Annotated in this window: 27 protein-coding genes and 2 tRNA genes; 24 read left to right on the top strand and 5 right to left on the bottom strand. The window is 68.4% G+C overall.

Annotated features, from left to right (window positions below; genetic code table 11):
- The first annotated feature begins 30 nt into the window (after nt 1–30).
- The 20 genes from gspD (at nt 31) to OXQ95_RS07810 (ending at nt 16,526) form a co-directional block, all read left to right on the top strand.
- On the top strand, nt 31–2,232 hold the full coding sequence (gene gspD / locus OXQ95_RS07905; RefSeq protein ID WP_267381123.1) for a type II secretion system secretin GspD: 2,202 nt from the start codon (nt 31–33) through the stop codon (nt 2,230–2,232).
- A 196-nt stretch (nt 2,233–2,428) separates the two neighbouring features.
- Nucleotides 2,429–3,934 carry an ATPase, T2SS/T4P/T4SS family gene (locus OXQ95_RS07900; RefSeq protein WP_267381062.1) on the top strand — a complete coding sequence of 502 codons (1,506 nt, stop codon included), beginning with the start codon at nt 2,429–2,431 and terminating at the stop codon, nt 3,932–3,934.
- A complete protein-coding gene (gene gspF, locus OXQ95_RS07895) occupies nt 3,927–5,153 on the top strand; it encodes a type II secretion system inner membrane protein GspF (RefSeq protein WP_267381061.1) in 1,227 nt (408 codons plus the stop codon). Before OXQ95_RS07900 ends, gspF begins: the two co-directional genes overlap by 8 nt.
- An 18-nt stretch (nt 5,154–5,171) precedes the next feature.
- Nucleotides 5,172–5,654 carry a type II secretion system major pseudopilin GspG gene (gene gspG, locus OXQ95_RS07890; RefSeq protein ID WP_267381060.1) on the top strand — a complete coding sequence of 161 codons (483 nt, stop codon included), beginning with the start codon at nt 5,172–5,174 and terminating at the stop codon, nt 5,652–5,654.
- A gap of 61 nt (nt 5,655–5,715) precedes the next feature.
- The gene (locus tag OXQ95_RS07885) at nt 5,716–6,234 is read left to right on the top strand and encodes a GspH/FimT family pseudopilin (RefSeq protein ID WP_267381059.1); all 519 of its coding nucleotides are present in this window, start codon (nt 5,716–5,718) and stop codon (nt 6,232–6,234) included.
- Complete coding sequence (gspI, locus tag OXQ95_RS07880) at nt 6,224–6,598, top strand: type II secretion system minor pseudopilin GspI (RefSeq protein WP_242096861.1); 375 nt, start codon at nt 6,224–6,226, stop codon at nt 6,596–6,598. The genes OXQ95_RS07885 and gspI overlap by 11 nt, the downstream gene beginning before the upstream one ends.
- Nucleotides 6,599–6,600: 2 nt before the next feature.
- Nucleotides 6,601–7,233 (top strand): type II secretion system minor pseudopilin GspJ, encoded by a 633-nt coding sequence (gene gspJ / locus OXQ95_RS07875; RefSeq protein ID WP_267381058.1) that lies wholly within the window; start codon nt 6,601–6,603, stop codon nt 7,231–7,233.
- Nucleotides 7,223–8,203: a type II secretion system minor pseudopilin GspK gene (gspK, locus tag OXQ95_RS07870; protein ID WP_267381057.1), complete on the top strand. Its 981-nt coding sequence runs from the start codon at nt 7,223–7,225 to the stop codon at nt 8,201–8,203. Before gspJ ends, gspK begins: the two co-directional genes overlap by 11 nt.
- Nucleotides 8,200–9,270 carry a type II secretion system protein GspL gene (gene gspL, locus OXQ95_RS07865; protein WP_267381056.1) on the top strand — a complete coding sequence of 357 codons (1,071 nt, stop codon included), beginning with the start codon at nt 8,200–8,202 and terminating at the stop codon, nt 9,268–9,270. The genes gspK and gspL overlap by 4 nt, the downstream gene beginning before the upstream one ends.
- Nucleotides 9,267–9,743 (top strand): type II secretion system protein GspM, encoded by a 477-nt coding sequence (gene gspM, locus OXQ95_RS07860; protein WP_267381055.1) that lies wholly within the window; start codon nt 9,267–9,269, stop codon nt 9,741–9,743. The genes gspL and gspM overlap by 4 nt, the downstream gene beginning before the upstream one ends.
- Nucleotides 9,740–10,459, top strand: coding sequence for a type II secretion system protein N (locus OXQ95_RS07855; RefSeq protein ID WP_242096866.1), 720 nt, complete (start codon nt 9,740–9,742; stop codon nt 10,457–10,459). The genes gspM and OXQ95_RS07855 overlap by 4 nt, the downstream gene beginning before the upstream one ends.
- 48 nt (nt 10,460–10,507) lie before the next feature.
- A tRNA-His gene (locus OXQ95_RS07850) sits at nt 10,508–10,584 on the top strand.
- A gap of 37 nt (nt 10,585–10,621) precedes the next feature.
- Nucleotides 10,622–11,671 carry a Glu/Leu/Phe/Val dehydrogenase dimerization domain-containing protein gene (locus OXQ95_RS07845; RefSeq protein ID WP_242096867.1) on the top strand — a complete coding sequence of 350 codons (1,050 nt, stop codon included), beginning with the start codon at nt 10,622–10,624 and terminating at the stop codon, nt 11,669–11,671.
- Nucleotides 11,672–11,750: 79 nt separating this feature from the next.
- Nucleotides 11,751–12,476 (top strand): heme ABC transporter permease CcmC, encoded by a 726-nt coding sequence (gene ccmC / locus OXQ95_RS07840; RefSeq protein WP_242096868.1) that lies wholly within the window; start codon nt 11,751–11,753, stop codon nt 12,474–12,476.
- Complete coding sequence (locus OXQ95_RS07835) at nt 12,473–12,601, top strand: hypothetical protein (protein WP_267381054.1); 129 nt, start codon at nt 12,473–12,475, stop codon at nt 12,599–12,601. Before ccmC ends, OXQ95_RS07835 begins: the two co-directional genes overlap by 4 nt.
- On the top strand, nt 12,598–13,032 hold the full coding sequence (gene ccmE, locus OXQ95_RS07830) for a cytochrome c maturation protein CcmE (protein ID WP_267381053.1): 435 nt from the start codon (nt 12,598–12,600) through the stop codon (nt 13,030–13,032). Before OXQ95_RS07835 ends, ccmE begins: the two co-directional genes overlap by 4 nt.
- Nucleotides 13,029–14,945, top strand: a complete 1,917-nt coding sequence (locus OXQ95_RS07825; RefSeq protein WP_267381052.1) for a heme lyase CcmF/NrfE family subunit — start codon at nt 13,029–13,031, stop codon at nt 14,943–14,945. Before ccmE ends, OXQ95_RS07825 begins: the two co-directional genes overlap by 4 nt.
- Nucleotides 14,942–15,469, top strand: a complete 528-nt coding sequence (locus OXQ95_RS07820) for a redoxin family protein (RefSeq protein ID WP_267381051.1) — start codon at nt 14,942–14,944, stop codon at nt 15,467–15,469. Before OXQ95_RS07825 ends, OXQ95_RS07820 begins: the two co-directional genes overlap by 4 nt.
- A gap of 38 nt (nt 15,470–15,507) precedes the next feature.
- On the top strand, nt 15,508–15,888 hold the full coding sequence (locus OXQ95_RS07815) for a cytochrome c-type biogenesis protein (RefSeq protein ID WP_267381122.1): 381 nt from the start codon (nt 15,508–15,510) through the stop codon (nt 15,886–15,888).
- Entirely contained in the window at nt 15,888–16,526 is a 639-nt protein-coding gene (locus OXQ95_RS07810; protein WP_267381050.1) for a hypothetical protein, read from the top strand. Before OXQ95_RS07815 ends, OXQ95_RS07810 begins: the two co-directional genes overlap by 1 nt.
- Here the strand turns inward: OXQ95_RS07810 and OXQ95_RS07805 are convergent, their stop codons facing one another.
- Together OXQ95_RS07805 and ald are read right to left on the bottom strand one after the other, a co-directional pair.
- Entirely contained in the window at nt 16,527–16,745 is a 219-nt protein-coding gene (locus OXQ95_RS07805) for a DUF3072 domain-containing protein (protein ID WP_242096873.1), read from the bottom strand.
- Between the two features lie 35 nt (nt 16,746–16,780).
- Complete coding sequence (ald, locus tag OXQ95_RS07800; protein WP_267381121.1) at nt 16,781–17,887, bottom strand: alanine dehydrogenase; 1,107 nt, start codon at nt 17,885–17,887, stop codon at nt 16,781–16,783.
- Nucleotides 17,888–18,111: 224 nt separating this feature from the next.
- Between ald and OXQ95_RS07795 the strand changes: the two genes are divergently transcribed.
- The 3 genes from OXQ95_RS07795 to OXQ95_RS07785 all read left to right on the top strand — a co-directional run bounded on the left by OXQ95_RS07795 (nt 18,112) and on the right by OXQ95_RS07785 (nt 20,631).
- Nucleotides 18,112–19,986, top strand: coding sequence for a potassium transporter Kup (locus OXQ95_RS07795; RefSeq protein WP_242097060.1), 1,875 nt, complete (start codon nt 18,112–18,114; stop codon nt 19,984–19,986).
- Nucleotides 19,983–20,501 (top strand): 2'-5' RNA ligase family protein, encoded by a 519-nt coding sequence (locus OXQ95_RS07790; RefSeq protein ID WP_242096874.1) that lies wholly within the window; start codon nt 19,983–19,985, stop codon nt 20,499–20,501. Before OXQ95_RS07795 ends, OXQ95_RS07790 begins: the two co-directional genes overlap by 4 nt.
- 53 nt (nt 20,502–20,554) lie before the next feature.
- A tRNA-Met gene (locus OXQ95_RS07785) sits at nt 20,555–20,631 on the top strand.
- On the opposite strand, the gene fdhD is transcribed toward OXQ95_RS07785, so the two are convergent.
- The 3 genes from fdhD to OXQ95_RS07770 all read right to left on the bottom strand — a co-directional run bounded on the left by fdhD (nt 20,588) and on the right by OXQ95_RS07770 (nt 24,221).
- The gene (fdhD, locus tag OXQ95_RS07780) at nt 20,588–21,304 is read right to left on the bottom strand and encodes a formate dehydrogenase accessory sulfurtransferase FdhD (RefSeq protein WP_267381120.1); all 717 of its coding nucleotides are present in this window, start codon (nt 21,302–21,304) and stop codon (nt 20,588–20,590) included. The genes OXQ95_RS07785 and fdhD overlap by 44 nt on opposite strands.
- Nucleotides 21,305–21,423: 119 nt before the next feature.
- Complete coding sequence (locus OXQ95_RS07775) at nt 21,424–21,939, bottom strand: NTP transferase domain-containing protein (protein WP_267381049.1); 516 nt, start codon at nt 21,937–21,939, stop codon at nt 21,424–21,426.
- A complete protein-coding gene (locus OXQ95_RS07770) occupies nt 21,936–24,221 on the bottom strand; it encodes an FdhF/YdeP family oxidoreductase (RefSeq protein ID WP_242096876.1) in 2,286 nt (761 codons plus the stop codon). Before OXQ95_RS07770 ends, OXQ95_RS07775 begins: the two co-directional genes overlap by 4 nt.
- 121 nt (nt 24,222–24,342) lie before the next feature.
- Here OXQ95_RS07770 and trxB point away from each other — a divergent pair, with 121 nt between their 5' ends.
- Nucleotides 24,343–25,311 (top strand): thioredoxin-disulfide reductase, encoded by a 969-nt coding sequence (trxB, locus tag OXQ95_RS07765; RefSeq protein ID WP_242096877.1) that lies wholly within the window; start codon nt 24,343–24,345, stop codon nt 25,309–25,311.
- The last annotated feature ends 8 nt before the right edge of the window (nt 25,312–25,319 follow it).

Raw genomic sequence — 25,319 nt, 5'->3', positions numbered from 1 at the left:
CTGATCCCCGCGTTGCTGCTCGCGCCCGTCATGGCGGTCGCGCCGCTGGCCGCGCAGACGACGCTCAACGTGCGCGACGCGGATATCCGCGCCTTCATCGCCGATGCCGCTAAGGTGACGGGGCGCACCTTCATCATCGACAGCCGGGTGCAGGGCAAGGTGACCGTCGTCACCGACCGGCCCCTCAGCCGCTCCGAATATTTCGAGGTGTTCCTCTCCACGCTGCGCGCCAACGGGCTGGTCGCGGTGCCGACCGCGGGCGGCGCGTTCCGCGTCCAGCCGCTCGACAACGCCGCCACCCAGCCGAGCCGCGTCGGCGCCGCGGGCGCCAACCGCAATGCCTATGTCACCGAGATCGTGCGGCTCCATTCGATCGACGCGACGTCGGCGGTCGATACGGTGCGGCCGCTGGTGAGCGCACAGGGGTCGGTAAGCGCGAATCGCGGCGGCAACAGCCTGGTGATCGTCGATTTCGCCGACAATATCCGTCGCATCCGCGAGGTGCTGCGCCGGATCGACACCGATGGCGCCGCGACCCGCGTGGTCGCGCTGAAGAACGCCAACGCCAAGGAAATCGCGACCGCGCTGCAGGGCTTGGCCGGCAGTGCGACGGGAACGGCCGGCGGCGGCGCGGCAGCGGGATCCAACGGCAGCGGCGTGTCCGTCGTGGCGGTCGAAAGCTCGAACGCGGTGACGCTGCGCGGCGATCCCGCGGCGGTGGCGCGGCTCGCGCAGGTGGCGGCCGATCTCGACCAGAAGGCGCGCAGCGGCACCGACATCCGCGTGGTGTTCCTCGAAAACGCCGATGCCGAGCAGTTGCTGCCCGTGCTCCAGCGGCTCGTCGGCCAGTCGCCCGACACGGTCGCCGAGACGACGCTGTCGCGCGGCAGCTTCCAGACCTCGGGCAGCAATGGCTCGGGCACCGGCGCGGTGACCCAGGTGGCGCAGCAGCCGGTGACGCTGCCGCAATCCTCGAGCACCGGCGGCGGCACCGCGACGGGCCAGCAGGCGGCGGTCTCGACGCAGGGCGGGCGGACGGCCGCGGTCGTCACGCGCTTCGCCGGCGCCAACGCGATCGTGATCGCCGGCCCCACCGAGGTGCAGCGCCAGCTCGCCGAAGTGATCCGCCAGCTCGATATCCGCCGCGAACAGGTGCAGATCGAGGCGATCGTCGCCGAAGTGTCCGACGCCACCGCCAGCCAGCTCGGCGCGCAGCTTCTGCTCGGCAATCTGAAAGGCGGCGCGTTCGCCGCCACCAGCTATTCGAACGCGGTGCCCAACTTGCTGACCATCGCCGGCGCGGTCGGTGCGCGCGCGCTCAACACCACGACCACGACGATCAACGGCAGCACCGTCACCACCAGCACCAACAGCACGATCAGCGACACGCTCGCCCAGTCCGCGCTCACCTCTATCCTCGGATCGACCGGCGGGTTCATCGGCGGCGCGGGCAAGGTGGGCGATACGATCATCGGCGCGATCATCAACGCGGTGAAGAGCGACACCGCCTCCAACCTGCTCCAGGCGCCCCACCTCGTCACGCTCGACAACCAGCAGGCGCACAGCCTGGTCGGGCAGGAGATCCCGATCACCACGGGGCAGGCGCTGTCGCTCGCGTCGAACAATCTCGACAACGCGTTCCGCACCGTGCAGCGCGAGAATGTCGGCATCCAATTGGACGTGAAGCCACAGATCAGCTCGTCGGGCGCGCTGAAACTCTATCTGCGGCTCGAGGTCAGCTCGATCGCCGGGCCAGTGTCGGCGAGCAATTCGGAGCTGATCCTCAACAAGCGCGGTATCGAGAACACCTTCGTGGTGGACGATGGCCAGATCGTCGTGATCGGCGGCCTGCTGAGCGACGAGGAGCGCCGCACGATCGAGAAGACGCCGGTGCTGGGCGATCTGCCGGTGCTCGGCAACCTGTTCCGATCCAAGGCTAAATCGCGAACGAAGACCAATCTGATGATCTTCATCCGCCCGACCATCCTGCGCACCGCCGAGGACAGCCGGCGGATTACCGAACAGCATTATGGCTATCTGCGCGGGCTCCAGGCAGAGGGCCAGCCGGGCGTCGAACCGTCGATCGACGAACTCGTCCGCGACTATATGAACGCCGCACCGCCGATCCCGCATGCGCCGATGCGCGGCAGCATCGAAGATCCGCGGGTCGCCGTCCCCGTGGTCACCAGCGCCGGCGCCCATGCGCGCGCGCGGGCGGAGCGGACGAAGTGATGAGGGCCGACGCAGCTCGTTCCCCGGCGCTGCTCGTTCCCCGGCGAAGGCCGGGGCCCCGGTGGGGGACGGCAGAGGCAAGCCGTTGCGCGTCGTCACGGGAGCCTTCCCACCTGAGCCCCGGCCTACGCCGGGGAACTGGTCTTGCGATCGCATCCTTCCCTGATTCGGCAACAGGACGGGTGAAAGCAGGCTGATGGCCACGCAGCCCATCCCGATCGCGCCCACGATCCCCTATGCCTTTGCCCGCAAGTTCGGCGTGGTGGCGGATGGCGACGCGATCGCGATGCGCGAGGGCGCCGATCCCAAGGCGCTGCTCGAGCTGCGCCGCCATCTCGGCCGGCCGTTCGACGTGCGGTTCGTGGCGCCGCCCGCGTTCGACCGGCTGCTCTCCGACGCCTATGCGATGGACGGGCAGGCGACGGCGCTCGCCGCGGTCGGCATGGGCGACGCGCTCGATCTGCTCGCGGGCGATCTGCCCACCGCTGAGGATCTGCTCGACACCGCGGACGACGCGCCCGCGATCCGGCTCATCAACGGCGTGATCGCCGATGCCGCGCGCAACGGCGTGTCGGACATCCATATCGAGCCCTATGAAACCGGCCTCGTCGTGCGAATGCGGATCGACGGCGTGCTGCGCGAGACGCTGCGGATGCCGCCGCACGTCGCCCCCGTGGTGGTCAGCCGGATCAAGGTGATGGCGCGGCTCGACATCGCCGAACGCCGCGTGCCGCAGGACGGGCGGATGGGGCTGACATTGGGCGGCAAGCTGCTCGACGTGCGCGTCTCCACGCTGCCGAGCCGCGCCGGGGAGCGCGTCGTGCTGCGCATCCTCGACAAGGACAATGCCGGGATCGACCTGGAGGCGCTGGGGCTGACGCCCGCGCTCTATGCGCTGCTCAAGGAAGCGCTGGCCGAGCCGAACGGCATCCTGCTCGTCACCGGCCCGACGGGATCGGGCAAGACCACCAGCCTCTATGCCGCGCTGCGCCTGCTGAACGACGGCAGCCGCAACATCCTGACCGTCGAGGATCCCGTCGAATATGCGGTCGACGGCGTGGGACAGACGCAGGTCAATCCCAAGGTGGGCCTGACCTTCGCCGCCGGGCTGCGCGCGATCCTCCGCCAGGATCCCGACGTGGTGATGGTCGGCGAAATCCGCGATCGCGAGACGGCGGAGATCGCGGTGCAGGCCTCGCTCACCGGGCATCTGGTGCTGTCCACCGTCCACACCAACGACGCGATCGGCGCGATCACCCGGATGCGCGACATGAAGGTGGAAAGCTTTCTGCTGGCCTCCACGCTGCGCGCGGTGATCGCGCAGCGGCTGGTGCGGCGGCTCTGCCCCGCGTGCCGCCAGCCGGTGCCCGCGCGCGCGACCGTCGCGCCGCTGCTTGGCATCGCGCCCGATGCCACCGTCTATGTGGCGCAGGGTTGCGAGCAATGCGGCCAGTCGGGCTTCAAGGGCCGGATGGGCGTGTTCGAGGCGGTGCGGGTGGACGAGACGATCCGCCGCTTCATCAACGACGGCGCCGACGAAAGCGCGATCGCCGCGCACGCCTTTGCCCGGCTGCCGAACATGGCGGCGGCGGCGCGCGATCTGGTGCTGAACGGGCTGACCACCGCCGAGGAAGCCGTGCGGGTGTCGCGTCGCGATGCAGTGGACGTGGACGAAGCGCAGGCCTTGCCCGTGAATGGCTGATTTCGATTATCTCGCCATCGATACGCGCGGGGCGGAGAAGCGCGGGCATGTCGCGGCGGAGACGATCGATGCCGCGCGCGGCGTGCTCGACGGCCGCCGCCTCTATGTCGTGCGGATCGAGCCCGGGGCGCCGCCACAGGCCTCGCGCGGGCGGCCGTTGTTCGGGTTGCAGCTCGGCACGCCCAAGATGTCGGGCAAGCAGCTGACGCTCTTCACCCGCCAGCTCGCGACGCTGAACCGCGTCTCGCCGCTCGAGGAATCGCTGCGCACGATCACCCGCCAGACCGAGCAGGACGGCGTCCGCGCGATCGTCGAACAGGTGCATGCGGGCGTGGTCGAGGGGCGCCGGCTGGCGGATGCGATGGCGCGCGCGCCCAAGAGCTTCCCGGCGCTCTACCGCGCGATGGTGTCCGCGGGCGAGAGTTCGGGTTCGCTGCCGACGATCCTCGATCGGCTGGCGGCGCTGCTCGAACGCCAGGCCGAGATCCGCGGCAAGCTCATCACCGCGCTTGCCTATCCCGCGATCCTCGCGGTGGTCGCGATGGGCGTGGTGGCGGCGCTGATGATGTTCGTGGTGCCGCAAGTCGTCGAGCAATTCGACAATGTCGGCCAGCAACTGCCGTTGTTGACCCGGATCGTGATGGGGGCGTCGAGCTTTCTTGTTCATGCCTGGTGGATGATGCTGTTGGGTGTCATCCTCGCCAGCGCCGGGCTGTGGCAGGCGCTGAAAGAGCCCGGCCTGCGGCTCGCCTTCGACTCCTGGCTGCTGCGCATCCCCCTGCTCGGGCGGCTGCTGCGCGACCTGCACGCGGCACGGATGGCGCGCACGCTCGGCACCATGGTCGCGAGTCGCCTGCCGCTGCTCGACGGGCTGAACCTCACCGCCAGTACGATCCACAACCGCCGCTTGCGGGTCGCCTCCGACGAGATCGTCGAGGCGATTCGCGGCGGCGGCAGCCTGTCGGCCGCGATGCGGCGCACCGGCGTCTTTCCCCCGCTGCTCACGTATCTCACCGCGAGCGGCGAAACGGCGGGGCGACTGGACGAGATGCTGGAACGCGCCGCCGATTATCTCGAACGCGAGTTCGACCGCTTCACCGCCACCGCGCTTTCGCTGCTCGAGCCGGCGATCATCGTCGTGATGGGCGGTATCGTCGCGACGATCGTGCTATCCATCCTGCTGCCGATCCTGCAGCTCAACACGCTTGCGGGGCAATAGGCGCCAATGAGGTTTCCCATGACGGCCAATCATGATCTTCGCCCCCGCGGGCGCCGCCCGTCCGCCGCGTCGCGCAAGCCCGGGGAGGGCGAGAGCGGCTTCACGCTCGTCGAGCTGATGGTCGTCATCGTCATCATCGGCCTGCTCGCGACCATCGTGGCGCTGAACGTCCTGCCGTCGGGCGACAAGGCGCGCGAGGAAAAGGCGAAGGCCGATATCGCGCAAATCGAGGGGGGGCTCGAACTCTACAAGCTCCAGAACCTCAACTACCCGACCACGACGCAGGGGCTGAACGCGCTGGTCGTGGCGCCCGCCGGCCTTGCCGATCCGTCGCGCTACCAGCGTGGGGGCTATCTCAAGAAGCTGCCCAACGATCCCTGGGGCCGGCCGTATCTCTACGCCTCGCCCGGCACGCATGGCGATGCGGACGTGTGGACCTTCGGCGCCGACGGCAAGGAAGGCGGGCAGGGGATCGATGCCGATATCGGAAGCTGGCAGTAACCCGTCCGAACGGGGCTACGCGTCTCTTGGGCGTTCCACCGAACACGGCTTCACGTGCTCGGTGCGTTCCGCCGAACACGGCTCCGAGTCGCTGGAGCGTTCCGCCGGACACGGCTTCGAGTCGCTGGAGCGTTCCGCCGAAAACGGCTTCACGCTGGTCGAGCTGATGGTCGTCGTGACCATCATCGCGCTGGCATCGGCCGCGGCGGTGCTTGCGATGCCCGATCCCCGCGGCCGCGTGCTGGACGAGGCGATGCGCTTCGCCGCGCGCGCCCGATCGGCGCACGATGCCGCGATCGTCGGCGATCGCCCGGTCAGCCTCTGGGTGACGACGGGCGGCTATGGTTTCGACCGCCGCGTCGCGGGGCGATGGCTGCCGCTGGCCGAGGCGCCGCTCAGGGTGGCGAGCTGGAACGACGGCACCCGCGCCGTGGTGCCGGACGAGGGCGGGCGGACACGGGTGACGTTCGACTCTACGGGGCTGGTCGACCGGCCCGCCGATGTCCGCCTGACGCGCGCCGGGGCCGCGGCGGTGGTGCGGATCGGCGCGGACGGCAGCGTGCGCGCCGATGCGGAGTGAACGCGGCTTCACGCTGATCGAGGTCATGGTGGCGCTGGCGGTCTTCAGCCTCGCGGTGCTGGCGCTGGTGCGGCTGGAGAGCGCGACGATTCGCGGCGCGGCCACGCTCGACGGCAGCCTCGTCGGCGACATGGTCGCGCGCAACGTCGCGATCGAGGCGCTGACCGACGCGCGCGCGCCGACGATCGGTGTGGTTCGCGGCGGCGAGGTGAATGGTGGCCGCCAGTGGAACTGGACGCGCACCGTGACGCCGCTCGGCGATGCGCGGATCGTGACGATCGACGTGGTCGTGACCGATCCGCGCGGCCAGGTGCTCGGCCGCGCGTCGCTCGTGCGACCGCCCGATCCGGCGACGGGCGCCTGAGGATGGGCGAGGGTCCTGCCCGGAAGCCATGCGCGGCGGATGCGGGCTTCACGCTCATCGAAGTCATGGTCGCGTTGCTGATCTTCGCGATGCTGGCGCTGGCGGGCACCGCGATCCTGTCGTTCAGCATCCGAGCGCAGGCGGCGACCGGCGCGAAGCTCGACGACAATGCCGCATTCAACCGGACCGTCTCGGCGCTGGCGGCGGACTGCGCCCAGGCGATCGTCCGCCCGACGCGCGACGAGCGCGGGGCGGTGCTGCCGGCCTTTGCGGGCGAGGCCGGGTCGACGGTGGCGCCGATGCTGCGGATGGTGCGGGGTGGCTGGTCCAACGTCGATGGTGCCGCGCGGCCGAGCGAGCAGAAGCTGGCCTGGACGCTCGACGGCCACCGCCTCGAGCGCATCGTCTGGCCCCAGCTCGACGGGGCCGCGCCGCTCGTCGCCGCGCCGATGCTCGATCATGTGATGGCGGTGGCGTTGCGCTATCGCTTTCGCGGCGCGTGGAGCGACCGTTGGGACGGCAGCAACGGCATCCCCCTGCCGCAGGCGATCGAAGTGCGGATCGTTCGCGACGACGGCATGCAGTATCGCGCGCTGATGCTGGTCGGCACCGGCTATGTGCCCCGTGCCGGCTGATCGCGAATCCGAGCGCGGCGCGGCGCTGCTGACGGTGCTGCTGATCGTCGCCGTGGTCGCGGTAATGGCGGGTGCCGCGCTCGAGAAGCTCAGGCTCACCACCCGACTGGCGGGCAACGCCGCGGTGACGGGGCAGGCGCGCGGTTGGGCCTATGCCGCCGAGACGATGGCACTATCGCGCGTGTCGTCGCTGCTGGCGCGCAGCCCGGATCGGGTGACGTTGGCGGGCGGCTGGAGCGACCAACCCTATCCGCTGCCGCTGCCCGGTGGTGGACTGGCGACCGCACGCGTGACCGATGGTGGCAATTGCTTCAATCTCAACGGGCTCGTCTCACAGGCGGCGGTGGGCACCTATGTCATGAACGAGACGACGCGGACGGAGTTCGCACGTCTGATGCGGCTGCTGCAGGTTCCGGCGGGCGCCGCCGAGCAGATCGCGGCTTCCACGGCGGACTGGATCGACACCGATCAGCAGCCGCAGTCGAACGGCGCGGAGGACCCCACCTATCTGGCGCGGGCGGTGCCGTATCGGACCGCCGGTACGCTGATGGGCGATCCGAGCGAACTGCGCGCGGTGGCAGGGATGACGCCCGAGATCTACGCCACGCTGCGCCCCTGGGTGTGCACGCTACCGATGCCGCGGCCATCGCGGATCAACCTCAACACGCTGTCGCCGGAGCGCGCGCCGCTGATCGCGATGCTCGCGCCCGATACGCTTTCGGTCGGTGCGGTTCAGGCGCAGCTCGTCAAACGGCCGCCACAGGGCTTCGCCGATTCGGGTGGCTTCTGGCAGGGGCTGGCGCAAAGCGGCGGCGAGGCGAAGCAGGATCAGACCGGCGTGACGACGACATGGTTCGATCTGCGCGTGGACGTGAGCCTGGGAGGCGCCATGCTGGTCGAACATGCGACGATCGACGCGACTCGGCTTCCCGCGCGGCTCGTATCCCGGCAATGGGGGGACGAACCGTGACCACGCTCCTCTTCCTTCCCTCGGGCGATGCCGAATGGCGCTGGATGCGAGTCGCGGATGCGCGCGTGGAAGAGGGCCTCGGCATCCCCGCCGACCATGCCCCCGTGATCGCGATCGCGCCCGCCGAAGCGGTGACGCTGCATTGGGCGGAACTGCCGATGCGATCGACGGCGCAGGGCATCGCGGCGGCGCGGATCCTGGCGGGGGAGGCCAGCGCCTCGCCGCTGGCCGAGCTGCACGTCGCGGTCGGGGACGAGGGCAGCGCGGAGCGGCCGATCGGCGTGGTGGGTGCCGCCACCATGCACGCATGGCTGACAATGCTCGCCAGCGCGGGGATCGATCCGCTGGCGATCGTGCCCGCGCCCATGCTGCTGCCGCGCCCCGAGCAGGGCTATGTGCGCGCCGAGCTTGGCGGAAGCGGCGTGGTCCGCGGGTCGAGCAGCGGGTTCGCCGACGAAGACCGGCTGACCGAACTCGTCACCCACGGCATCGCACCCGAGACGCTCGATCGCACGACGCTCGCGGCGAGCGTGGCGCGCGTGGCGGATGCGCCTGGCCTCGATCTGCGGCAGGGGCCGTTCGCGCGCCGCAAGCGCTTCGCCATCGATTGGGCGCTGGTGCGTCGGCTCGTCTGGCTTTCGGTCGCGGTGCTGAGCGTGACGCTGGCGATCGATCTGGTGAAGATCGCGCGCTACGATTTCGGGGCGGATGCGCTCCAGGCGCGCGCCGATGCGCTGGCAGGGCAGAGCCTGCCGCGTGGCGAGACGGTGACCGACCCGGCGCGCCAACTGGACGAGCGGCTGGCGCGGGTGCGCGGACCGGGGCAGGGCTTCAGTGCGACCACCGCCGCGGTGTTCGCCGCGGTGCGCGGTTTGCCCGGCGTCGATCTCACCGCGCTCGATTTTCAGGCGAATGGCGACGTGCGGATCGGCGTGGCCACCGATCGCGAATCGGCGGCGACCGATCTGAAGCGTGCGCTGGAGGCGGCAGGCTTCACCGTCCGCGCCGGTGTGTTCCAGTCCAACGCCGGCCGTGTGACCGGCGAGATGACGGTATCGCCCCGATGAGCGCGCTATCCACCTGGTTCGCGGGGCGGTCGCCGCGCGAAAAGCGGCTGTTGCTGGTGATGGCAGCGCTCGCTGCGCTTACCTTGCTATGGGCGCTCGTCATCCGCCCCGTCGGCGACGGGTTGTCGAACGCGCGCGAGCGCCACGCCGATGCGGTGGAGCGGTTGGGCGAGACCCAGGCGCGGATCGATGCGCTGCGTCTGGCGACGCTTCACCGGCGCGTGCCGATCACCGGCGGACTGGCCGATACGGTTCGCGCCCGCGCCGAGGCGGCGGGGTTCGTCATCGCCAGCCTCGATCCGGCAGGGCCGGACCGGGTGAAGATCGGCATCGCCTCGGCGCGACCGGGTGCGCTCACCGCCTGGCTCGCACGCAGCGAAGCGGCCGGCATCCTGGTCGATTCGGCGACGCTGACCGACAATGGCGATCGCACCGTGGGCGCGACGCTCGTGTTGAAGGTGCGCGCGTCATGACCCCGATCCGCCTGAAGACGCGGCCGACGGCATTGCTCGGCGCGGTGTTCGTCGTGACCTTGGTGCTCCTGCTGCCGATGCGGCTGGCGCTCGGCATGCTGGGTGCGGGCGAGCAGGGGCTTTCGGCGCGCACGGTGTCGGGCAGCCTGTGGTCCGGAACGCTGCGCGATGCGCATTTCGCCGGGCTGCCGCTCGGCGATCTCGACGCGCGCGTCTCGCCGCTGGCGCTGCTGGTCGGCCGTGCGCGCGTGGCGCTGGATAGCCGGGGCGCCGCGCGACCGGTGCATGGTGCCGCCAGTGTCAGCCGGCACGGCTTCGGCGTCGAGTCGATGAGCGCGAGCCTGCCGACGGGAACGCTGTTCGCGCCGCTGCCGGTCGCCGGGCTCGATCTCGACGCGCTGACAGTGCGGTTTCGCGACGGTCAGTGCATCGCAGCCGAGGGGCGGGTGCGGGCGGCCTTGTCGGGCAGCGTGGGCGGGATCGTGCTGCCCGCCAGCGTCGCTGGCGACGCGCGCTGCGACGGCGGCGCCTTGCTTCTCCCGCTGGCGAGCCAGGCGGGGACCGAATCGGTGGCGTTGCGGATCACGGGTGCGGGCACCTACCGCGCCGCGCTGTCGATGCGCCCGGCCGATGCCACCGCGGCGCAACGGCTCGAGGCCGCCGGGTTCACCCCGGCAGGGGGCGCATATCGGCTTTCGATCGAAGGACGTTTCTGATGTGCTTGACGCGGGCCAAGCGCAGCCGCTAGGGGCAGCGCCTTCGCGGCGATCGTAGTTCAATTGGTTAGAGCGTCGGCTTGTGATGCCGGATGTTGCGGGTTCAAGTCCCGTCGGTCGCCCCATTTTTTCCCGACGACCTCCCTTTACGGAAGATGGCGCATGACCAGCGGCTGGGGCTTCCCCGATTTCGACGACCATGAGGGCGTCCATCTCTTCACCGATCCCGCATCCGGCCTGAAGGCCGTGATCGCGGTCCATTCGACGGCGCTCGGGCCAGCGGCGGGCGGTGCGCGCTTCTGGCATTATGCCGACAGTTCGGCAGCGATCACCGATGCGCTGCGCCTCTCGCGCGGCATGAGCTTCAAGAACGCGATGGCCGGGCTGCCCCTCGGTGGCGGCAAGGGCGTCGTGCTGGCCGATGCGCCGGGTGCGACGATCAGCACGCAGCAGCTCGAAGCCTTTGGCCGTGCCGTCGAATCGCTCGCCGGGCGCTACGTGACGGCCGAGGATGTCGGCATGTCCGAAGCGCGGATGAAGGTGATCGCCAGCCAGACGCGCTATGTCTCCGGCCTGCCGGTGGAGAGTGGCGCGGCGGGCGGCGATCCGGGGCCCTATACCGCGCTCGGCATCTATCTCGGCGTGAAAGCGGCGGCGAAGCGTGGCCTCGGCGCGGACGACATGCGCGGCGTGCGAGTCGCGATCCAGGGTGTCGGGTCGGTCGGTGGCGGTCTGGCGCGGCTGTTGGCGAAGGACGGCGCGGTGCTGACCCTCGCCGATGTCGATCAGACCCGTGCCGAGGCGCTGGCGGCCGAGCTGGGCGCGAGCACCGCATCGGCGGAGACGATCCTCGCCACCGATGCGGATATCGTCAGCCCGAATGCGCTGGGTGCGATCCTCGACGCCGGAACCATCGCCGGCCTGAAGGCGAAGGTCGTGGCGGGCGGCGCGAACAACCAGCTCGCCGAAGCGGCGGATGGCCGCCGCATCCACGAGCGCGGCATCGTCTATGCCCCCGATTACGTCATCAACGCCGGCGGTATCATCAATGTCGGCCTGGAATATCTGGGCCAGGGCGACGAAGCCGAGGTGAAGGCGCGGATCGCCCGCATCCCCGATCGACTGACCGAAGTGTGGGACGAAAGCGACCGGACCGGCGCACCGGCCTCGGAAGTGGCCGATATGCTGGCCAAGCGCCTGATCGGGCGCTGAGAAAAGGCGGATCGGGCCGACGCCGATCCGCCAAGTCCGAGGTGACAGCCTCCGGTCGTTCCCATATGGCGGAGGGATCGTGCCCAGCCTTCACGCCTTTGCCAACCCCGCCCGGTTCCTGACGATCGCACGGCCGCTGACGCCCGTGCTCTTCTGGGCCGGCGTCGCGCTGATCGCGCTGGGCTGCTGGGCGGGACTGACGCAGACGCCGCCCGATTATCTTCAGGGCGAAACCGTCCGCATCCTCTACATCCATGTGCCCGCCGCCTGGCTCGGCATGGGCGGATGGAGTGGCATCGCGCTCTCCTCGATCGCCTATCTCGTCTGGCGGCATCCGCTGGCGAGCGTCGCCGCGCGGGCCATCGCCGTGCCGGGGGCGACCTTCGCGGCGATCTGCCTGGTCTCGGGCTCGATCTGGGGGCGGCCCACTTGGGGGACGTGGTGGCAATGGGACGGGCGGTTGACGTCGATGTTGCTGCTGTTCTTCGTGTATCTCGGCTATCTGGCGCTCGCGCGGGCGGATGCGGAGCGGGGCGGCGACGGGCGTATCCCGGCGGTGTTCGGCATCGCCGGTTCGGTGCTGCTGCCGATCATCCGCTATTCGGTGGTGTGGTGGAACAGCCTCCACCAGGGCCCCAGCATCGGGTTGACCGGCTCCACGATCGATCGATCGATCCTCTGGCCTTTGCCGATCATGCTGGCGGGCTTCACGTTCGTCTTCGCCGCGATCGTCCTGATGCGAATGCGGACGCTGCTGGCGCTGGCCAAGGCCGAGGCACGGATGCGACGGATGGCGCGCGCATGAACCCCTGGCCTTTCGTGGCAGCCGCTTACGGCGTAACGCTGGCGGGTGCCGCGGTGCTGGCGATCGTGAGCATGGTCGCCATGCGCCGCGCCGAACGCGCCGCTTCCGACCGGCGCGATCGATGAAGGCACAGCATCAGCGTTTGACGCTGTCGCTGCTGGCGCTGGGTGCGGTCGCGGCGGCGGGGCTGCTCGCGCTGTCCGCGCTGAAGGATCAGGCGTCGTTCTTCTACGCGCCGTCCGACGTGCGACGCGACGGCCTGCCGCTCGGCCGTGCGGTGCGTCTGGGCGGCATGGTCGAGGGTGGATCCGTGCGCCGCGCACCGGACGGCGTGACCGTCCATTTCGTCGTGACCGATGGGCGGGCGACGACCCCGGTCACCTTCGCGGGCATCGTGCCCGATCTCTTCCGCGAAAAATCCGGTGTGGTCGCCGAGGGCCAGTTCCAGCCCGGCGGTGCGTTCATCGCGACCAATCTGCTCGCCAAGCATGACGAGAAATACATGCCGCCCCAGCTTGCGGGCAAGATGCACGAGACGAAGACGCTGGAGCCATGATGGCGGAAGCGGGACTTGCCGCCTTGTGGTTTGCCGGTGCGCTGGCGGCGCTGCAACTGGCGATGGCGGCGATCGGGCTGCGGCGCCGGCGCGACGACGTCATGGCCGCCACCCGCGCGGTGGCGGTGGTGCAGGGCGTGCTTGCCACGCTGGCGATGGCCCTGCTGATCGGCGTCTTTCTGGCGTCCGACATGTCGGTGAAGCTGGTCGTCGAGAACAGCCATTCGGCCAAGCCCTGGATCTACAAATTCGCCGGCTCCTGGGGCAATCATGAGGGATCGATGCTGCTCTGGGTGACGATCCTGGGGCTGGCGGGCGGCGCGGTCGCGGTGCTGGAGCGGCGCTTGCCCGAGCGCACGCTGATCGCCACGCTGGGTGCGCAGGCGGCGATCGCGCTCGGCTTCTACGCCTTCCTGCTCTTCGCCTCGAACCCGTTTGCGCGGCTCGCGCCGGCGCCGGCGGATGGCCTGGGGCTGAACCCGTTGCTGCAGGATCCCGGCTTGGCGTTCCACCCGCCGACGCTCTACATTGGCTATGTCGGGCTGTCGGTGGCCTTTTCCTTCGCGGTCGGTGCGCTCGTCACGCGCGATGTGGGGCCGGTGTTCGCCCGCGCGATGCGGCCCTGGGTGCTGGGCGCATGGATCTTCCTGACGCTCGGGATCACGGCCGGGTCCTATTGGGCCTATTACGACCTCGGCTGGGGTGGCTGGTGGTTCTGGGATCCCGTCGAGAACGCTTCGCTGATGCCGTGGCTGGCCGCGACCGCGCTGCTGCACTCGGTCAGCGTGCTCGCCACCCGTGACGGGCTGCGCGCGTGGACGATCATGCTCGCGGTGGTGGCGTTCTCGATGTCGATGATCGGCACGTTTCTGGTGCGGTCGGGCATCCTGACGAGCGTCCATGCCTTCGCCGTCGACCCCACGCGGGGTGCGTTCATTCTCGCGCTGCTCGGCCTCTATATCGGGGGCGCGCTGGCGCTGTTCGCCGCGCGCATCGGCACGGTGCGGATCGGCAACACGTTCGAACTCGTGAGCCGCGAAGCGGGGCTGGTGCTCAACAATCTGCTGCTCAGCGTGATCCTCGGGCTCGTGCTGATCTTCACGCTTTATCCTCTGGTGGCGGCGGGCTTCGGCGTTCAGCTATCGATCGGGGCACCCGTGTTCGATCGCTTCATCGGCCCGATCGCGCTGCTGCTCGTGATCGCGATGGCGGCTGGGCCGTTGCTGCGGTGGCGCCGTGACGACGCATCCGAATTGATCGAGCGCCTGTTCTGGCCGATCGCGGTGGCGGGCTGCGCGGGCGCGGCGCTCGTGCTGTTCGCGCCGATGGGCATCCTGCCGCTGGCGGGCCTGTCGCTGGCGGCGGGGTTGGCGGTGGCGAGCGTGGCGCCGCTCTGGAAACGCAATCCGCGCCGGACGCCGCTCTTCACCTATGGCATGGTCGTCGCTCATCTGGGCATCGCGGTCAGCCTGGCAGGGATGGCGTGCGACAGCGCGTTCACCGAGGAGACGCTGGTGGCGGTTCATGTCGGAGAGCCGGCCCGCGTCGGTCCCTATCTCGTCACGCTCGATGGCATCGGCCCGGTGATCGGCGAGAACTGGTCCGGGCTCGAGGCTAAGCTGACCGCGACGCGTGGCGACGACGTGATCGTCCTGCGTCCGCAGCAGCGTTATTTTTCCGATCCCCCAACCACGACCAGCCAGTCCGCCATCGCCACGCTGTGGGATGGGCAACTCTATACCGTTCTGGGGGCGGCGGACGGCACCGGGCGCTGGCAGCTCCGCTTGTGGTGGAAGCCGTTCGTCACACTCATTTGGCTGGGCGGTGCGCTGATCGCGCTGGGGGGCGCGCTTTCGCTTTTCGGGCGGCTGCGGCGCGAACGGCGATCGGCCGCGCGGCAGGCCTGGGCATGAAGCGGCTCGCGCTATGGGCGCCGCTCGGCGTGTTCGCCCTGCTGCTGCTGGTGGTGGCGAGCGGGCTGATCCGCCCCGGCGACCGCACGATCCATTCGGCGTTGGTCGGCCAGCGGCTGCCCGTCTTCGCGCTCGCACCCGTCGCGGCGGGTAAGCCGGGGCTGGCGACCAACGTTTTCGGGCATGGACGCCCCCGGCTGCTCAATGTGTTCGCGAGCTGGTGCGTGCCGTGCGTCGCCGAGATCCCGCAATTGATGCGGCTGAAGGCGATGGGCGTGGAGATCGACGGCCTGGCGATCCACGACACGGGCCCGGCGATCACGGCGTTTCTGCGCACCAACGGCGACCCCTATTCACGGATCGGCAACGACGTCGATGCGCATGTGCAACTGGCGCTTGGATCCTCGGGCGTCCCCGAAAGCTTCGTGATCGACGGCGACGGGCGGATCGCGATGCAGAAGGTGGGCGACATTCGGCCCGAGGACGTGGCCGAGATCGCGGCGGCGGTGGAGAAGGCGCGGTGATCCGCGTGGGCGCTACTCTTCGGGCGATGGTCACGGCCATGGGGCTGTGCTTCGCTGCGCCCCTTGCGGCGGAACCGGCCAGCACCACAGCCTATGCGAACACCCAGCTTGCCGATCCGGCGCAAGAGGCAAGCGCCAAGGCGCTGATGACGACGTTGCGCTGCGTCGTGTGCCAGGGCCAGTCGATCGCGGACAGCGATGCGGCGATGGCGGGCGACATGCGGGCGCTCGTCCGGCGGAACATCGCCGCGGGCGCGTCGCCCGAGTCGATCCGCGGTTGGATGGTCGCGCGTTACGGCGCCTATGTGAGCTATGATCCACCCTTGTCCGGATTGACCTGGCCGCTCTGGGCGGCCCCGTTCGTGCTGCTGGGCCTCGGCGGTTGGATCGCCCGCGCCAGTTTCCGGCGCCGCCGCTGATGGGGTGGCTGTGGCTCGCACTGATCGGTGGGGTGGCGATGGGAGGGCTCATCGCGCTCCGCGTACCCCGCACGCTGTGGTCGTTCGCCGGCGCGGCATTGATGCTCGCGGCCGCAGGCTATGCGCTTCAGGGCAGTCCCAATCTGCCGGCGCATCCCGCCATCACCGACGCGCGCGTCGCGCGCGACGATCCGGGGATCATCGATCTGCGCGACCGGATGTTCGGCCGGTTCACGAATGACGGGGCCTATCTGATCGCCGCGGATGCGATGCTCGGGATCGGCGATCGGAAGGCGGCGCTTCAGGCCATCCTCGGCGGAATTCGCGCCGTACCCAAAAGTGCGATGCTCTGGACGGCACTCGGCGGGTCGCTCGCGATGCGTGACGGCGGCGTGGTGTCGCCGCCGTCACGGTTCGCGTTCGATCAGGCGATGCGGCTGGCGCCGCGTCATCCCGGGCCGCCCTTCTTCGCCGGGCTGGCCTATATCCGCAGCGGGGACTTCATGACGGCCCGCGCCTGCTGGAGGCGGGCGCTGCGACTGGCGCCTGCCGGCGCCTCGTATCGCCGCGATATAGCGATGCGGCTGTCTCTGCTCGAAAATTATCTCGCGAGAATGCCGAGCCAGCCGCCCCGCTGATTATTGGCCGCGGCCGGTCTTCGCCTGCAATTCGTCGATCCGCTTCGACGCATCCGCCTTGGTCAGCGTATCGTCGAACGCTTCGCCGGCCTCTTCGCTCAGCGTCTTCAGATAGCTGGCTTGGGCGCCGGTCATCGCTTCGCCGCCGGTGGTCCAGTCGTCGGGATCCTTTTCCGCGTTGCCGGTCGGATGGTCCTTGGGGTTGGGCTGTTCGGTCATGTCAATTCCTTCCGATGACCCAACCCCCATGTTCCTTATCCGTTCCACGCTTCGTAAGGCAGGTCGAGATCGTCGGCCACGGCCTTGTAGGCGATCTTGCCCTTGTACACGTTGAGGCCAGCAGCGAGATGCGGATCGGCTTTCATCGCCGCTTCGGCGCCGAGCGTCGCGAGCTTCAGCGCGAAGGGCAGCGTCGCGTTGTTGAGCGCGAAGGCCGATGTGCGCGCGACCGCGCCGGGCATGTTGGCGACGCAATAATGGATCACGCCGTCCACCTCGAACACGGGATCCTCGTGCGTGGTCGCATGGCTCGTCTCAAAACACCCGCCCTGATCGATCGCGATGTCGACCAGCACCGATCCGCGCTTCATCGTCTTCAGCATCTCGCGCGTGACGAGCTTGGGCGCGGCGGCACCGGGCACCAGCACGGCGCCGATCACCAGGTGCGCGTTCTTCACCGCCGCGGCGATCGCCGCCTTGGAGGCATAGGCGGTCTTGATCTGGCTCGAGAAGAACATGTCCAGTTCGGCCAGCCGATCGTTGGAGATGTCGTAGATCGTCACGTCCGCTCGCATGCCCACCGCCATCTGCGCGGCGTTCACACCCGAAACGCCGCCGCCGAGGATCGCGACCTTGGCGGGCGCGACGCCTGGCACGCCACCCAGCAGCACGCCGCGGCCGCCCTGTTCCTTTTCGAGATAATGCGCGCCGACCTGAACCGACATGCGGCCCGCCACTTCGGACATCGGCTTCAGCAGCGGCAGGCCGCCCCGCGGCGCGGTGACCGTCTCATAGGCGATGCACGTCGCGCCCGACTTCATCAGGCCCTCCGCCTGCGGCTTGTCGGCGGCGAGGTGCAGATAGGTGAACAGCAGGTGACGCGGCTCGAGCATCGCGATCTCGCGCGCCTGCGGTTCCTTCACCTTCACGATCATGTCGGCGCCCGCGAACACGCTGGCCGCATCGGGCAGGATGGTCGCGCCTGCCGCGACATAGGCGGCATCGTCGAAGTCAATGCCGGCCCCGGCGCCCGTTTCCACCACAACGTCATGACCCGCCGCGACGAGTTCGGCGACCGACGGCGGGGTGAGACCGACCCGGTATTCGTGGTTCTTGATCTCCTTGGGAACTCCGACTCGCATCATATTCTCTCCATCGATCCTGTGGGTGGGCCTATAGCGGGGCGGCTCGCCCCTGTCCCGTTGCAGTGGGACGGATGGGCATCTATATCAGGCGCTTACAGCCGGGGGGCGATTTCGCGAACCATGACCATGATCCCAGCCTTCCCGAGCACCGCGTCGCTCCGGTGAGCACGCCCCTAATCGCCGCCACCCCCGCGGCCCGCCCATCGGGCGAACCACAGGCCATGCCCGGCCATCATCGCCCCGAGGCCCTCGGCAAGCTCGCATTGGGCGCGGTCGGCGTGGTGTTCGGCGACATCGGCACCAGCCCGCTCTACGCCTTTCGCGAGACGTTCGCGGGACACCACCGGCTGACGCTCGACTCGTTTCACATCATGGGCGTCATCAGCCTGATCTTCTGGTCGATGATGATCGTGGTGACGCTGAAATATGTCGCGATCATCATGCGCGCCGACAACCGTGGCGAGGGGGGCAGCCTAGCGCTCCTCGCGCTGATATCGGGTCGCACCAAGACGAAACGCTGGACGCGCGGCATCGTGCTGCTGGGGGTGTTCGCGACCGCCCTGTTCTACGGCGACAGCATGATTACGCCGGCCGTGACCGTGCTCGGTGCGGTCGAGGGGCTCGCGATCGCCGAGCCTTCGCTCGGCGGGCTGGTGCTGCCGGCGTCCGTCGCGATCCTGATCTTCCTGTTCACCATCCAGCGCAACGGCACGGCGCGGATCGGCCTGATCTTCGGCCCGGTAATGCTGCTTTATTTCGCGACGATCGCGGTGCTGGGCGTGTTGAGCATCGCCAAGACGCCTTATGTTATCGCGGCATTGTCGCCTCATTATGCGATCGAGTTCTTCGCGCTCGATCCGCTGCGCGCCTTCCTCGCGCTCGGTTCGGTGGTGCTGGCAGTCACGGGGGCGGAGGCGCTCTACGCCGATATGGGACATTTCGGCCGACGACCGATCGGGCTTTCCTGGCTTGTGTTCGTGCTGCCGGCGCTGATCCTCAACTATATGGGCCAAGGCGCGCTGCTGATCCGTGAAGGCGCCGCGGTGCTGCACAGCCCGTTTTACGAACTGGCGCCCGACCGCCTGCAGTTGCCGCTCGTGATCCTCGCGACCGCGGCGGCGGTGATCGCAAGCCAGGCGGTGATTTCGGGCGCCTTCTCGGTCACGCAACAGGCGATCCAGCTCGGGTTCATGCCGCGGTTGCGGATCGAGCATACGAGCGCGCAAACCGAGGGGCAGATCTATGTGCCGCTTGTCAATTGGGCGTTGATGGTGATGGTGATCCTGCTCGTCCTCTTCTTCCGCACCTCGTCCAATCTCACCAGCGCTTACGGGATTGCGGTGACGGGGGCGATGTTCATCGATTCGTGCCTGTTGTCGGTCGTGCTGTTCCGGCTGTGGAACTGGCCGACCTATGCGGCGCTCCCGTTGCTCGGCCTCTTCTTCCTGGTCGACGGCGCGTATTTCACGGCGAACCTCACCAAGGTGCCGTCGGGGGGCTGGTTCCCGCTGCTCGTGGGCTTCCTGATCTTCACCTTGCTCACGACCTGGTCGAAGGGGCGCAAGCTGATGATCGACCGGATGCACGAGGCGGCGATGCCGATGAAGGTGTTCATCGATTCGGCGGCGTCGTCGGCCGCGCGGGTGCCCGGCACGGCGGTGTTCATGACATCGGCCCGGGACGGCGTGCCGCACGCGCTGCTGCACAATCTGAAGCACAACAAGGTGCTCCACGAGCGCATCGTGCTGCTGACCGTGTCCATCGCGGGCCAGCCCTATTGGGCCGAGGGTGACCGTGTGCGGATCGAGCCGCTCGGCCACGGTTTCCACCGGATGGTGATGCATTATGGCTTCATGGAGGAACCCGATGTTCCGGCGGGTCTGAAGCAAGTCAATCAGTGCGGCGCGGCGTTCAAGATGATGGACACCAGCTTCTTCCTGTCGCGGCAGACGCTGCTGGCTTCGGACAAGCCGGGCATGATGCTGTGGCGCGAGAAGCTGTTCGCGTGGATGCTGCGCAATGCGGAAACGGCGATGGAATTCTTCCGTCTGCCGACCAACCGCGTGGTGGAGCTGGGCAGCCAGATCGAGATTTGACCGACGCGACCGCTCCTGCTCCGATCATCGTGACCGCGCTGTTCGGGCGATCCGATCAGGGCTGGCTCGACGGCGCGCGCCGCGAGCATTTCCCGCCCGAGCGCAACCAGCTCGATGCGCATCTGACGCTGTTCCACCATCTGCCGCCGTCGATCGAATCGGAGCTGAAGCATCGACTGGTGCAGGAAACCCGCGGGATCCGGCCGCCGCCCGCGCGCGTGTCGGCGCTGATGCCGCTAGGCCGCGGCGTGGCCTATCGGATCGATTCGCCCGAGCTCGCCGCGATCCGCGTCCGGCTGGTCGACGCGTTCGCCGGGCTGCTGACGCCGCAGGATGCGGGCGGCTGGCGCCCGCATGTGACGATCCAGAACAAGGTGACGCCCGCTGCCGCGAAGGTGCTGCTCGCCGCGCTCAACCGCGATTTCCGCGCGCGCGATGTGGAGATCGTGGGGCTCGGCACCTGGTGGTATCGCGGTGGCCCTTGGGAAGCGCTGTCGCGTCACATGTTCGCTTGACCGAGCGAAACGCGGTTCCTATAGCCCGCGCCTCGCAGTCGCGAGCCCATTGGGGCGAAGTAGCTCAGTTGGTTAGAGCACGGGAATCATAATCCTGGGGTCGGGGGTTCAAGTCCCTCCTTCGCTACCAAATCTTCGGAAAACACGCCGTGCGGATCGTTCGCCACCAGGATGGCGTCGCCGCGTGCAAGCGCGAGCAAGGTCAGGCCGTGTGCGCGCGCGTGATCGATGGCGAGGCTCGTGGGGGCGGACACCCCGACGAGCATGCCGACGCCGGCGACCAGCGCCTTGTCGATCATCTCGAAGCTCAGGCGCGAGGTGACCAGTAGGAAGGCGGGCAGGGGGCGTGACTCCATCGCCAGTGCGCCCACGAGCTTGTCCAGCGCATTGTGGCGGCCCACATCTTCATAGGCCGCGACGATCCTGCCATCGGCGTCGCATGCGGCGGCGGCATGCGTGGCGCCCGTGGCGGCATTCAGCGGCTGATGGTCGCGAAGCGCGGCAAGCGCGGCGAAGATCGCGGCGACCGGGGTGTCGGGCCGGGGAGGCACTTTCGTCACCGGGCGGCGAAGCTGTTCCAGGCCGGCGATGCCGCACAGGCCACACGAGGTATCGCTGGTGCGGTGGCGCACCCGATCGTGGATGCGGCCCCGGCAGCGCGCGGATAGTGCGACGCGGACGATCCAGCCGGCCTCCGCTTCGAATGGTTCGACCGCGATCACGTCGGCTGCGGTGTCCGCCAGCCGTTCGGTCAGCATGAAGCCGATCGCGAACGGCGCGAGATCGGCGGGCGTCATCATCATCACCGCATAGCCCAGCCCATCCACCTCGATCGCGACCGGCGCTTCGATCGCGATGCTGCGTTCCGCACGCGCGGAGCCATGGGGGAGCAAGCGGATGACGGCTTCGTTTCGCGCGACGGTCACAGCGCGAGAAGATCGTCGCGCGTGTTGATGTTGGGAATGGGCGCGGACGCCTCTACCGGGATGCCGCCGATCGTCCGGGCGAAGAACCGCACCGACGGACTGGTCGGCGCCGAAGATTGCAGCAGCGCCACGAGTTCGTCCAGAGCTGATACCGGCCACACGCCCAGCACCGGCGCATCGACGCAATAGGAGGGCAGGCGCCGCAGGAGTGCCGGGATCAGGGCATCGGGTATCGCGGGCATGTCACAGGCGATCGTCAGCACCGCGGCGAAGCCGTACCGGGCGGCGTGATCCAGCGCCCCGGCAATGCCCCCTAGTGGCCCCAATCCCGGTCCGGGCACGTCGGCGATCCCGTGCTCGCCCCCGACATGAACGACCGTCTCCACATGAGGTGCGATCGCTGCGGCGGCATGCTGGGCGAGCGTATTTTCGCCCAGCATCGCCGCCGCCTTGTCCGATCCGAAGCGCGACGATCGCCCGCCGGCGAGCACCGCGCCAAGAATCCGTGTCATGGGTTCAGGCGGATCCGCACCGGAACCGACTTCGCGGCCGGCACATGGCTCTCGATCGCATGATGTTCGAGCGCGATCAGGATGTTGAGCTCGGGATAATAGCCGCCGATGCAGCCCGCAGGGATGTCGTACTCCACCACGCGCAGGCCATCCACGACGCGCTCGTGCCCGTCCTGGGCATCGCTTTCCAGCCCGATCGTGTCGCCGTCGCTCAAACCCAGAGCCAGAATGTCGGCGCGGTTCATCATCGCGACCTGGCGCGTGCCCTTGATGCCGCGGAACCGGTCGTCATAGCCATAGATCGTCGTATTGAACTGGTCGTTCGACCGAAGCGTGACGAGGCGGAACCGGCCGTCCTGCTCGGCGAATCCGGTCGCGTTCAGCGCGCGGGGCACGTTGAATTCGGCCTTGCCGCTCTTGGTTTCCCATTTGCGGTGCGAAGCCGGATTGCCCTTCCAGAAGCCGCCGGGAACGAAGAGCTTGTCGTTGAAGTTCGCGAACTTGTCAGGATAGCAATTCTCGATCGCGTTGCGCACCTTGCCGTAATCGCCGACCCACTCGTCCCACGGCACGTTGGGGTTGGGCGCGATCGTCGCCTTGGCGATGCCCGCGACGATCGCGGGTTCGGAAAGCAAGGTGGGCGCAGCCGGCGTCGCCTTGCCGACCGAACCATAGATGTGGCTGAACGAATCCTCGATCGAGACAGCCTGTCGCCCGCCCGCCTGCATGTCCTGCTCCATGCGGCCGAGGCATGGCAGGATCCAGGATTCCTCCCCCGGCGTCAGGTGCGATTTGTTGAGTTTGGTCGCGATGTGAACCGTGATCGGCAGCTTGGCCCAGGCTTCCTTCATGCGCCCCTGATCGGGGATCGCGCGGAGGAAATTGCCGCCCAGCTGGACGAACCCCTGCGCTGTGCCGGCGAGGATCTCGCGGCAGCTCTCGACCGTGTCCCAGCCCTTCTCGGTCGGAGGCTCGAATTCGAACAGCGCCTTCAGCCGCTCCACGGGCGCGAGTTCGGTCTTCTCGGTGATGCCGACGGTGCGCTGGCCCTGCACGTTGCTGTGGCCGCGGACCGGGCCTGGGCCTGCGCCCTCACGGCCGATATTGCCGCGTAGCAGCAGGAAATTGATAATCATGTACAGGCTGTCCATCCCGTACCGATGCTGGGTGATGCCCATGCCATAGACCGCGATCACGCGCTCGGCCTTCATATAGACACGTGCCGCATCCTCGATCGCCGACCGGGTGAGGCCGCTTTCGTGGACGATGTCGTCCCAGGTCGCTTTGCGCGCGAAGGTCGCGAAATCCTCGAAGCGGACGGTGTGCTGCTCGATGAAATGCGCATCGACCACGCGGGGCCGGCCTTCGGCCTTCGCCCGGTCGTCCGCCTCGATCACGATCTTGCAGATGCCGAGGATCGCGGCGATGTCGCCGCCCGCCCGGACCTGATGATATTGCGAGGAGATCTGCGTCGAGCTGCCCGTCGCCATCTCGATCGGGTTCTGCGGATTGGCGAAACGCTCCCAGCCACGCTCCTTCAAGGGATTGAAGGTGACGATGTCGACGCCGCGCTTGGCGCAGTCGCTGAGCGTGTGGAGCATGCGCGGAGCATTGGTGCCGACATTCTGCCCGAAAGCGAAGATCGCATCGCACTTCTCGTAATCTTCAAGCTGGATGGTTGCGACCGGCGATCCGATCGCGTTCTTCATGCCGACCGACGTGGTCTCGTGGCACATGTTCGAACTGTCGGGCAGGTTCTGCTGACCCCACATCCGCGCGAACAGTGCGTACATGAACGAGGTTTCCAGGCTCGCCCGGCCCGAGGAGTAGAGAATCACCTTTTTGGGATCGCACGTCTTCAGCTTGGTGCCGATGGCGGTGAACGCCTCGTCCCAGCTTGCCGCCACATATTTGTCGGTCGCCCGGTCGTAACGCATCGGATGAGTCAGGCGCCCGGCCTGTTCGAGATCGTAATCCGGCCAGAGGTCGAGTTCGGACACGGTGTGCTTGGCAAAGAATTCGGGTGTCACGCGGTGGCTGGTCAATTCCCACGCCGTCGCCTTCGCGCCGTTTTCGCAGAATTCGGCGATGTGCGGCTTGGCGGGCTTGCCCCAGGCGCAGCTCACGCACATCACGCCTTCGGGCTTGTTCTGCCGGCGCAGCGCGTCGAGCGTCGCCGGGCTGATGCCTTCCTTCGGCAGGACTTCGGCCATGCCCTTCATCGAACCCCAGCCGCCAGCCGGTGCCGTGTATTCCTTGATGACGATCTTCTCGTCGGCCATGGTGATTCCCTCAAACGCGCTTCGATGCCCAACGAAGCATCGCGCCATCGGATGCAGAGCGCCATTCAAATCGGTGATGCAATTGCCTAGATCAGCGCCACGCCATGTCAGGAACCGAACGATGACCACCCACACCACGCGCATGCTCATCCTGGGCTCGGGCCCTGCCGGCCTTTCCGCCGCCATCTACGGCGCGCGCGCGGGGATGGCGCCGATCGTGGTGCAGGGCATTCAGCCCGGCGGCCAGCTCACGACGACGACCGACGTGGAAAATTATCCGGGCTTCAAGGACGTGATCCAGGGCCCCTGGCTGATGGAGCAGATGCAGGCGCAGGCGGAACATGTCGGTACGCGGATGATGTGGGACACGATCGTGTCGGTCGACCTGACGAAGCGGCCCTTCCGCCTCGTGGGGGACGGCGGCGACATCTATGAGGGCGAGGTGCTCGTGATCGCGACCGGCGCGCAGGCCAAATGGCTGGGGCTCGACAGCGAGGAGGCCATGAAGGGCAAGGGCGTCTCCGCCTGCGCCACCTGCGACGGGTTCTTCTATCGCGGCAAGAAGGTCGCGGTGATCGGCGGCGGCAACACGGCGGTGGAAGAGGCGCTCTACCTCACCAACCATTCGCCCGACGTGACGCTGATCCACCGCCGCGATTCGCTGCGCGCCGAGCGGATCCTCCAGGAGCGGCTTTTCGCGCACAAGGGCGTGAGCGTGCTGTGGAACAAGGAGGTTCGCGGCTTCGTGGACGGGGGCGGCAATGCCGGGCTCGTCGCGCTGGAGCTGGAGGATACGGTCACCGGCGAGCATAGCCGCCTCGATGTCGATGGCGGGTTCGTCGCGATCGGGCATCATCCGGCCACCGAACTCTTCCGCGGCCATCTCGCGCTCGATCCGGATGGCTATATCGCGGTCGAGACCGGCAGCACGCGGACGAGCGTCGAAGGCGTGTTCGCGTGCGGAGACGTGGCCGACAAGGTCTATCGCCAGGCGGTGACGGCGGCCGGAACGGGCTGCATGGCGGCGCTGGATGCCGAGCGGTTCCTCGCCGCGGCGGAATTCGCCGAAATGGCCGAGGCGGCGGAATAGCCTCGCGC

Origin of the sequence: Sphingomonas sp. GC_Shp_6 (assembly GCF_026540835.1) — a bacterium.
GTDB lineage: Bacteria > Pseudomonadota > Alphaproteobacteria > Sphingomonadales > Sphingomonadaceae > Sphingomonas.
This window is presented reverse-complemented; position numbering and strand designations above follow the sequence as displayed.

What these genes read in the sequence shown, in the direction of transcription:
- gspD (WP_267381123.1), top strand. Translation starts at nt 31, where the DNA reads ATGGCGGTCGCGCCGCTGGCCGCGCAGACGACGCTCAACGTGCGCGAC.
- OXQ95_RS07900 (WP_267381062.1), top strand. Translation starts at nt 2,429, where the DNA reads ATGGCCACGCAGCCCATCCCGATCGCGCCCACGATCCCCTATGCCTTT.
- gspF (WP_267381061.1), top strand. Translation starts at nt 3,927, where the DNA reads ATGGCTGATTTCGATTATCTCGCCATCGATACGCGCGGGGCGGAGAAG.
- gspG (WP_267381060.1), top strand. Translation starts at nt 5,172, where the DNA reads ATGACGGCCAATCATGATCTTCGCCCCCGCGGGCGCCGCCCGTCCGCC.
- gspI (WP_242096861.1), top strand. Translation starts at nt 6,224, where the DNA reads ATGCGGAGTGAACGCGGCTTCACGCTGATCGAGGTCATGGTGGCGCTG.
- gspJ (WP_267381058.1), top strand. Translation starts at nt 6,601, where the DNA reads ATGGGCGAGGGTCCTGCCCGGAAGCCATGCGCGGCGGATGCGGGCTTC.
- gspM (WP_267381055.1), top strand. Translation starts at nt 9,267, where the DNA reads ATGAGCGCGCTATCCACCTGGTTCGCGGGGCGGTCGCCGCGCGAAAAG.
- OXQ95_RS07855 (WP_242096866.1), top strand. Translation starts at nt 9,740, where the DNA reads ATGACCCCGATCCGCCTGAAGACGCGGCCGACGGCATTGCTCGGCGCG.
- OXQ95_RS07845 (WP_242096867.1), top strand. Translation starts at nt 10,622, where the DNA reads ATGACCAGCGGCTGGGGCTTCCCCGATTTCGACGACCATGAGGGCGTC.
- OXQ95_RS07835 (WP_267381054.1), top strand. Translation starts at nt 12,473, where the DNA reads ATGAACCCCTGGCCTTTCGTGGCAGCCGCTTACGGCGTAACGCTGGCG.
- ccmE (WP_267381053.1), top strand. Translation starts at nt 12,598, where the DNA reads ATGAAGGCACAGCATCAGCGTTTGACGCTGTCGCTGCTGGCGCTGGGT.
- OXQ95_RS07825 (WP_267381052.1), top strand. Translation starts at nt 13,029, where the DNA reads ATGATGGCGGAAGCGGGACTTGCCGCCTTGTGGTTTGCCGGTGCGCTG.
- OXQ95_RS07820 (WP_267381051.1), top strand. Translation starts at nt 14,942, where the DNA reads ATGAAGCGGCTCGCGCTATGGGCGCCGCTCGGCGTGTTCGCCCTGCTG.
- OXQ95_RS07815 (WP_267381122.1), top strand. Translation starts at nt 15,508, where the DNA reads ATGGGGCTGTGCTTCGCTGCGCCCCTTGCGGCGGAACCGGCCAGCACC.
- OXQ95_RS07810 (WP_267381050.1), top strand. Translation starts at nt 15,888, where the DNA reads ATGGGGTGGCTGTGGCTCGCACTGATCGGTGGGGTGGCGATGGGAGGG.
- OXQ95_RS07805 (WP_242096873.1), bottom strand. Translation starts at nt 16,745, where the DNA reads ATGACCGAACAGCCCAACCCCAAGGACCATCCGACCGGCAACGCGGAA.
- ald (WP_267381121.1), bottom strand. Translation starts at nt 17,887, where the DNA reads ATGCGAGTCGGAGTTCCCAAGGAGATCAAGAACCACGAATACCGGGTC.
- OXQ95_RS07795 (WP_242097060.1), top strand. Translation starts at nt 18,112, where the DNA reads ATGCCCGGCCATCATCGCCCCGAGGCCCTCGGCAAGCTCGCATTGGGC.
- fdhD (WP_267381120.1), bottom strand. Translation starts at nt 21,304, where the DNA reads ATGATGATGACGCCCGCCGATCTCGCGCCGTTCGCGATCGGCTTCATG.
- OXQ95_RS07775 (WP_267381049.1), bottom strand. Translation starts at nt 21,939, where the DNA reads ATGACACGGATTCTTGGCGCGGTGCTCGCCGGCGGGCGATCGTCGCGC.
- OXQ95_RS07770 (WP_242096876.1), bottom strand. Translation starts at nt 24,221, where the DNA reads ATGGCCGACGAGAAGATCGTCATCAAGGAATACACGGCACCGGCTGGC.
- trxB (WP_242096877.1), top strand. Translation starts at nt 24,343, where the DNA reads ATGACCACCCACACCACGCGCATGCTCATCCTGGGCTCGGGCCCTGCC.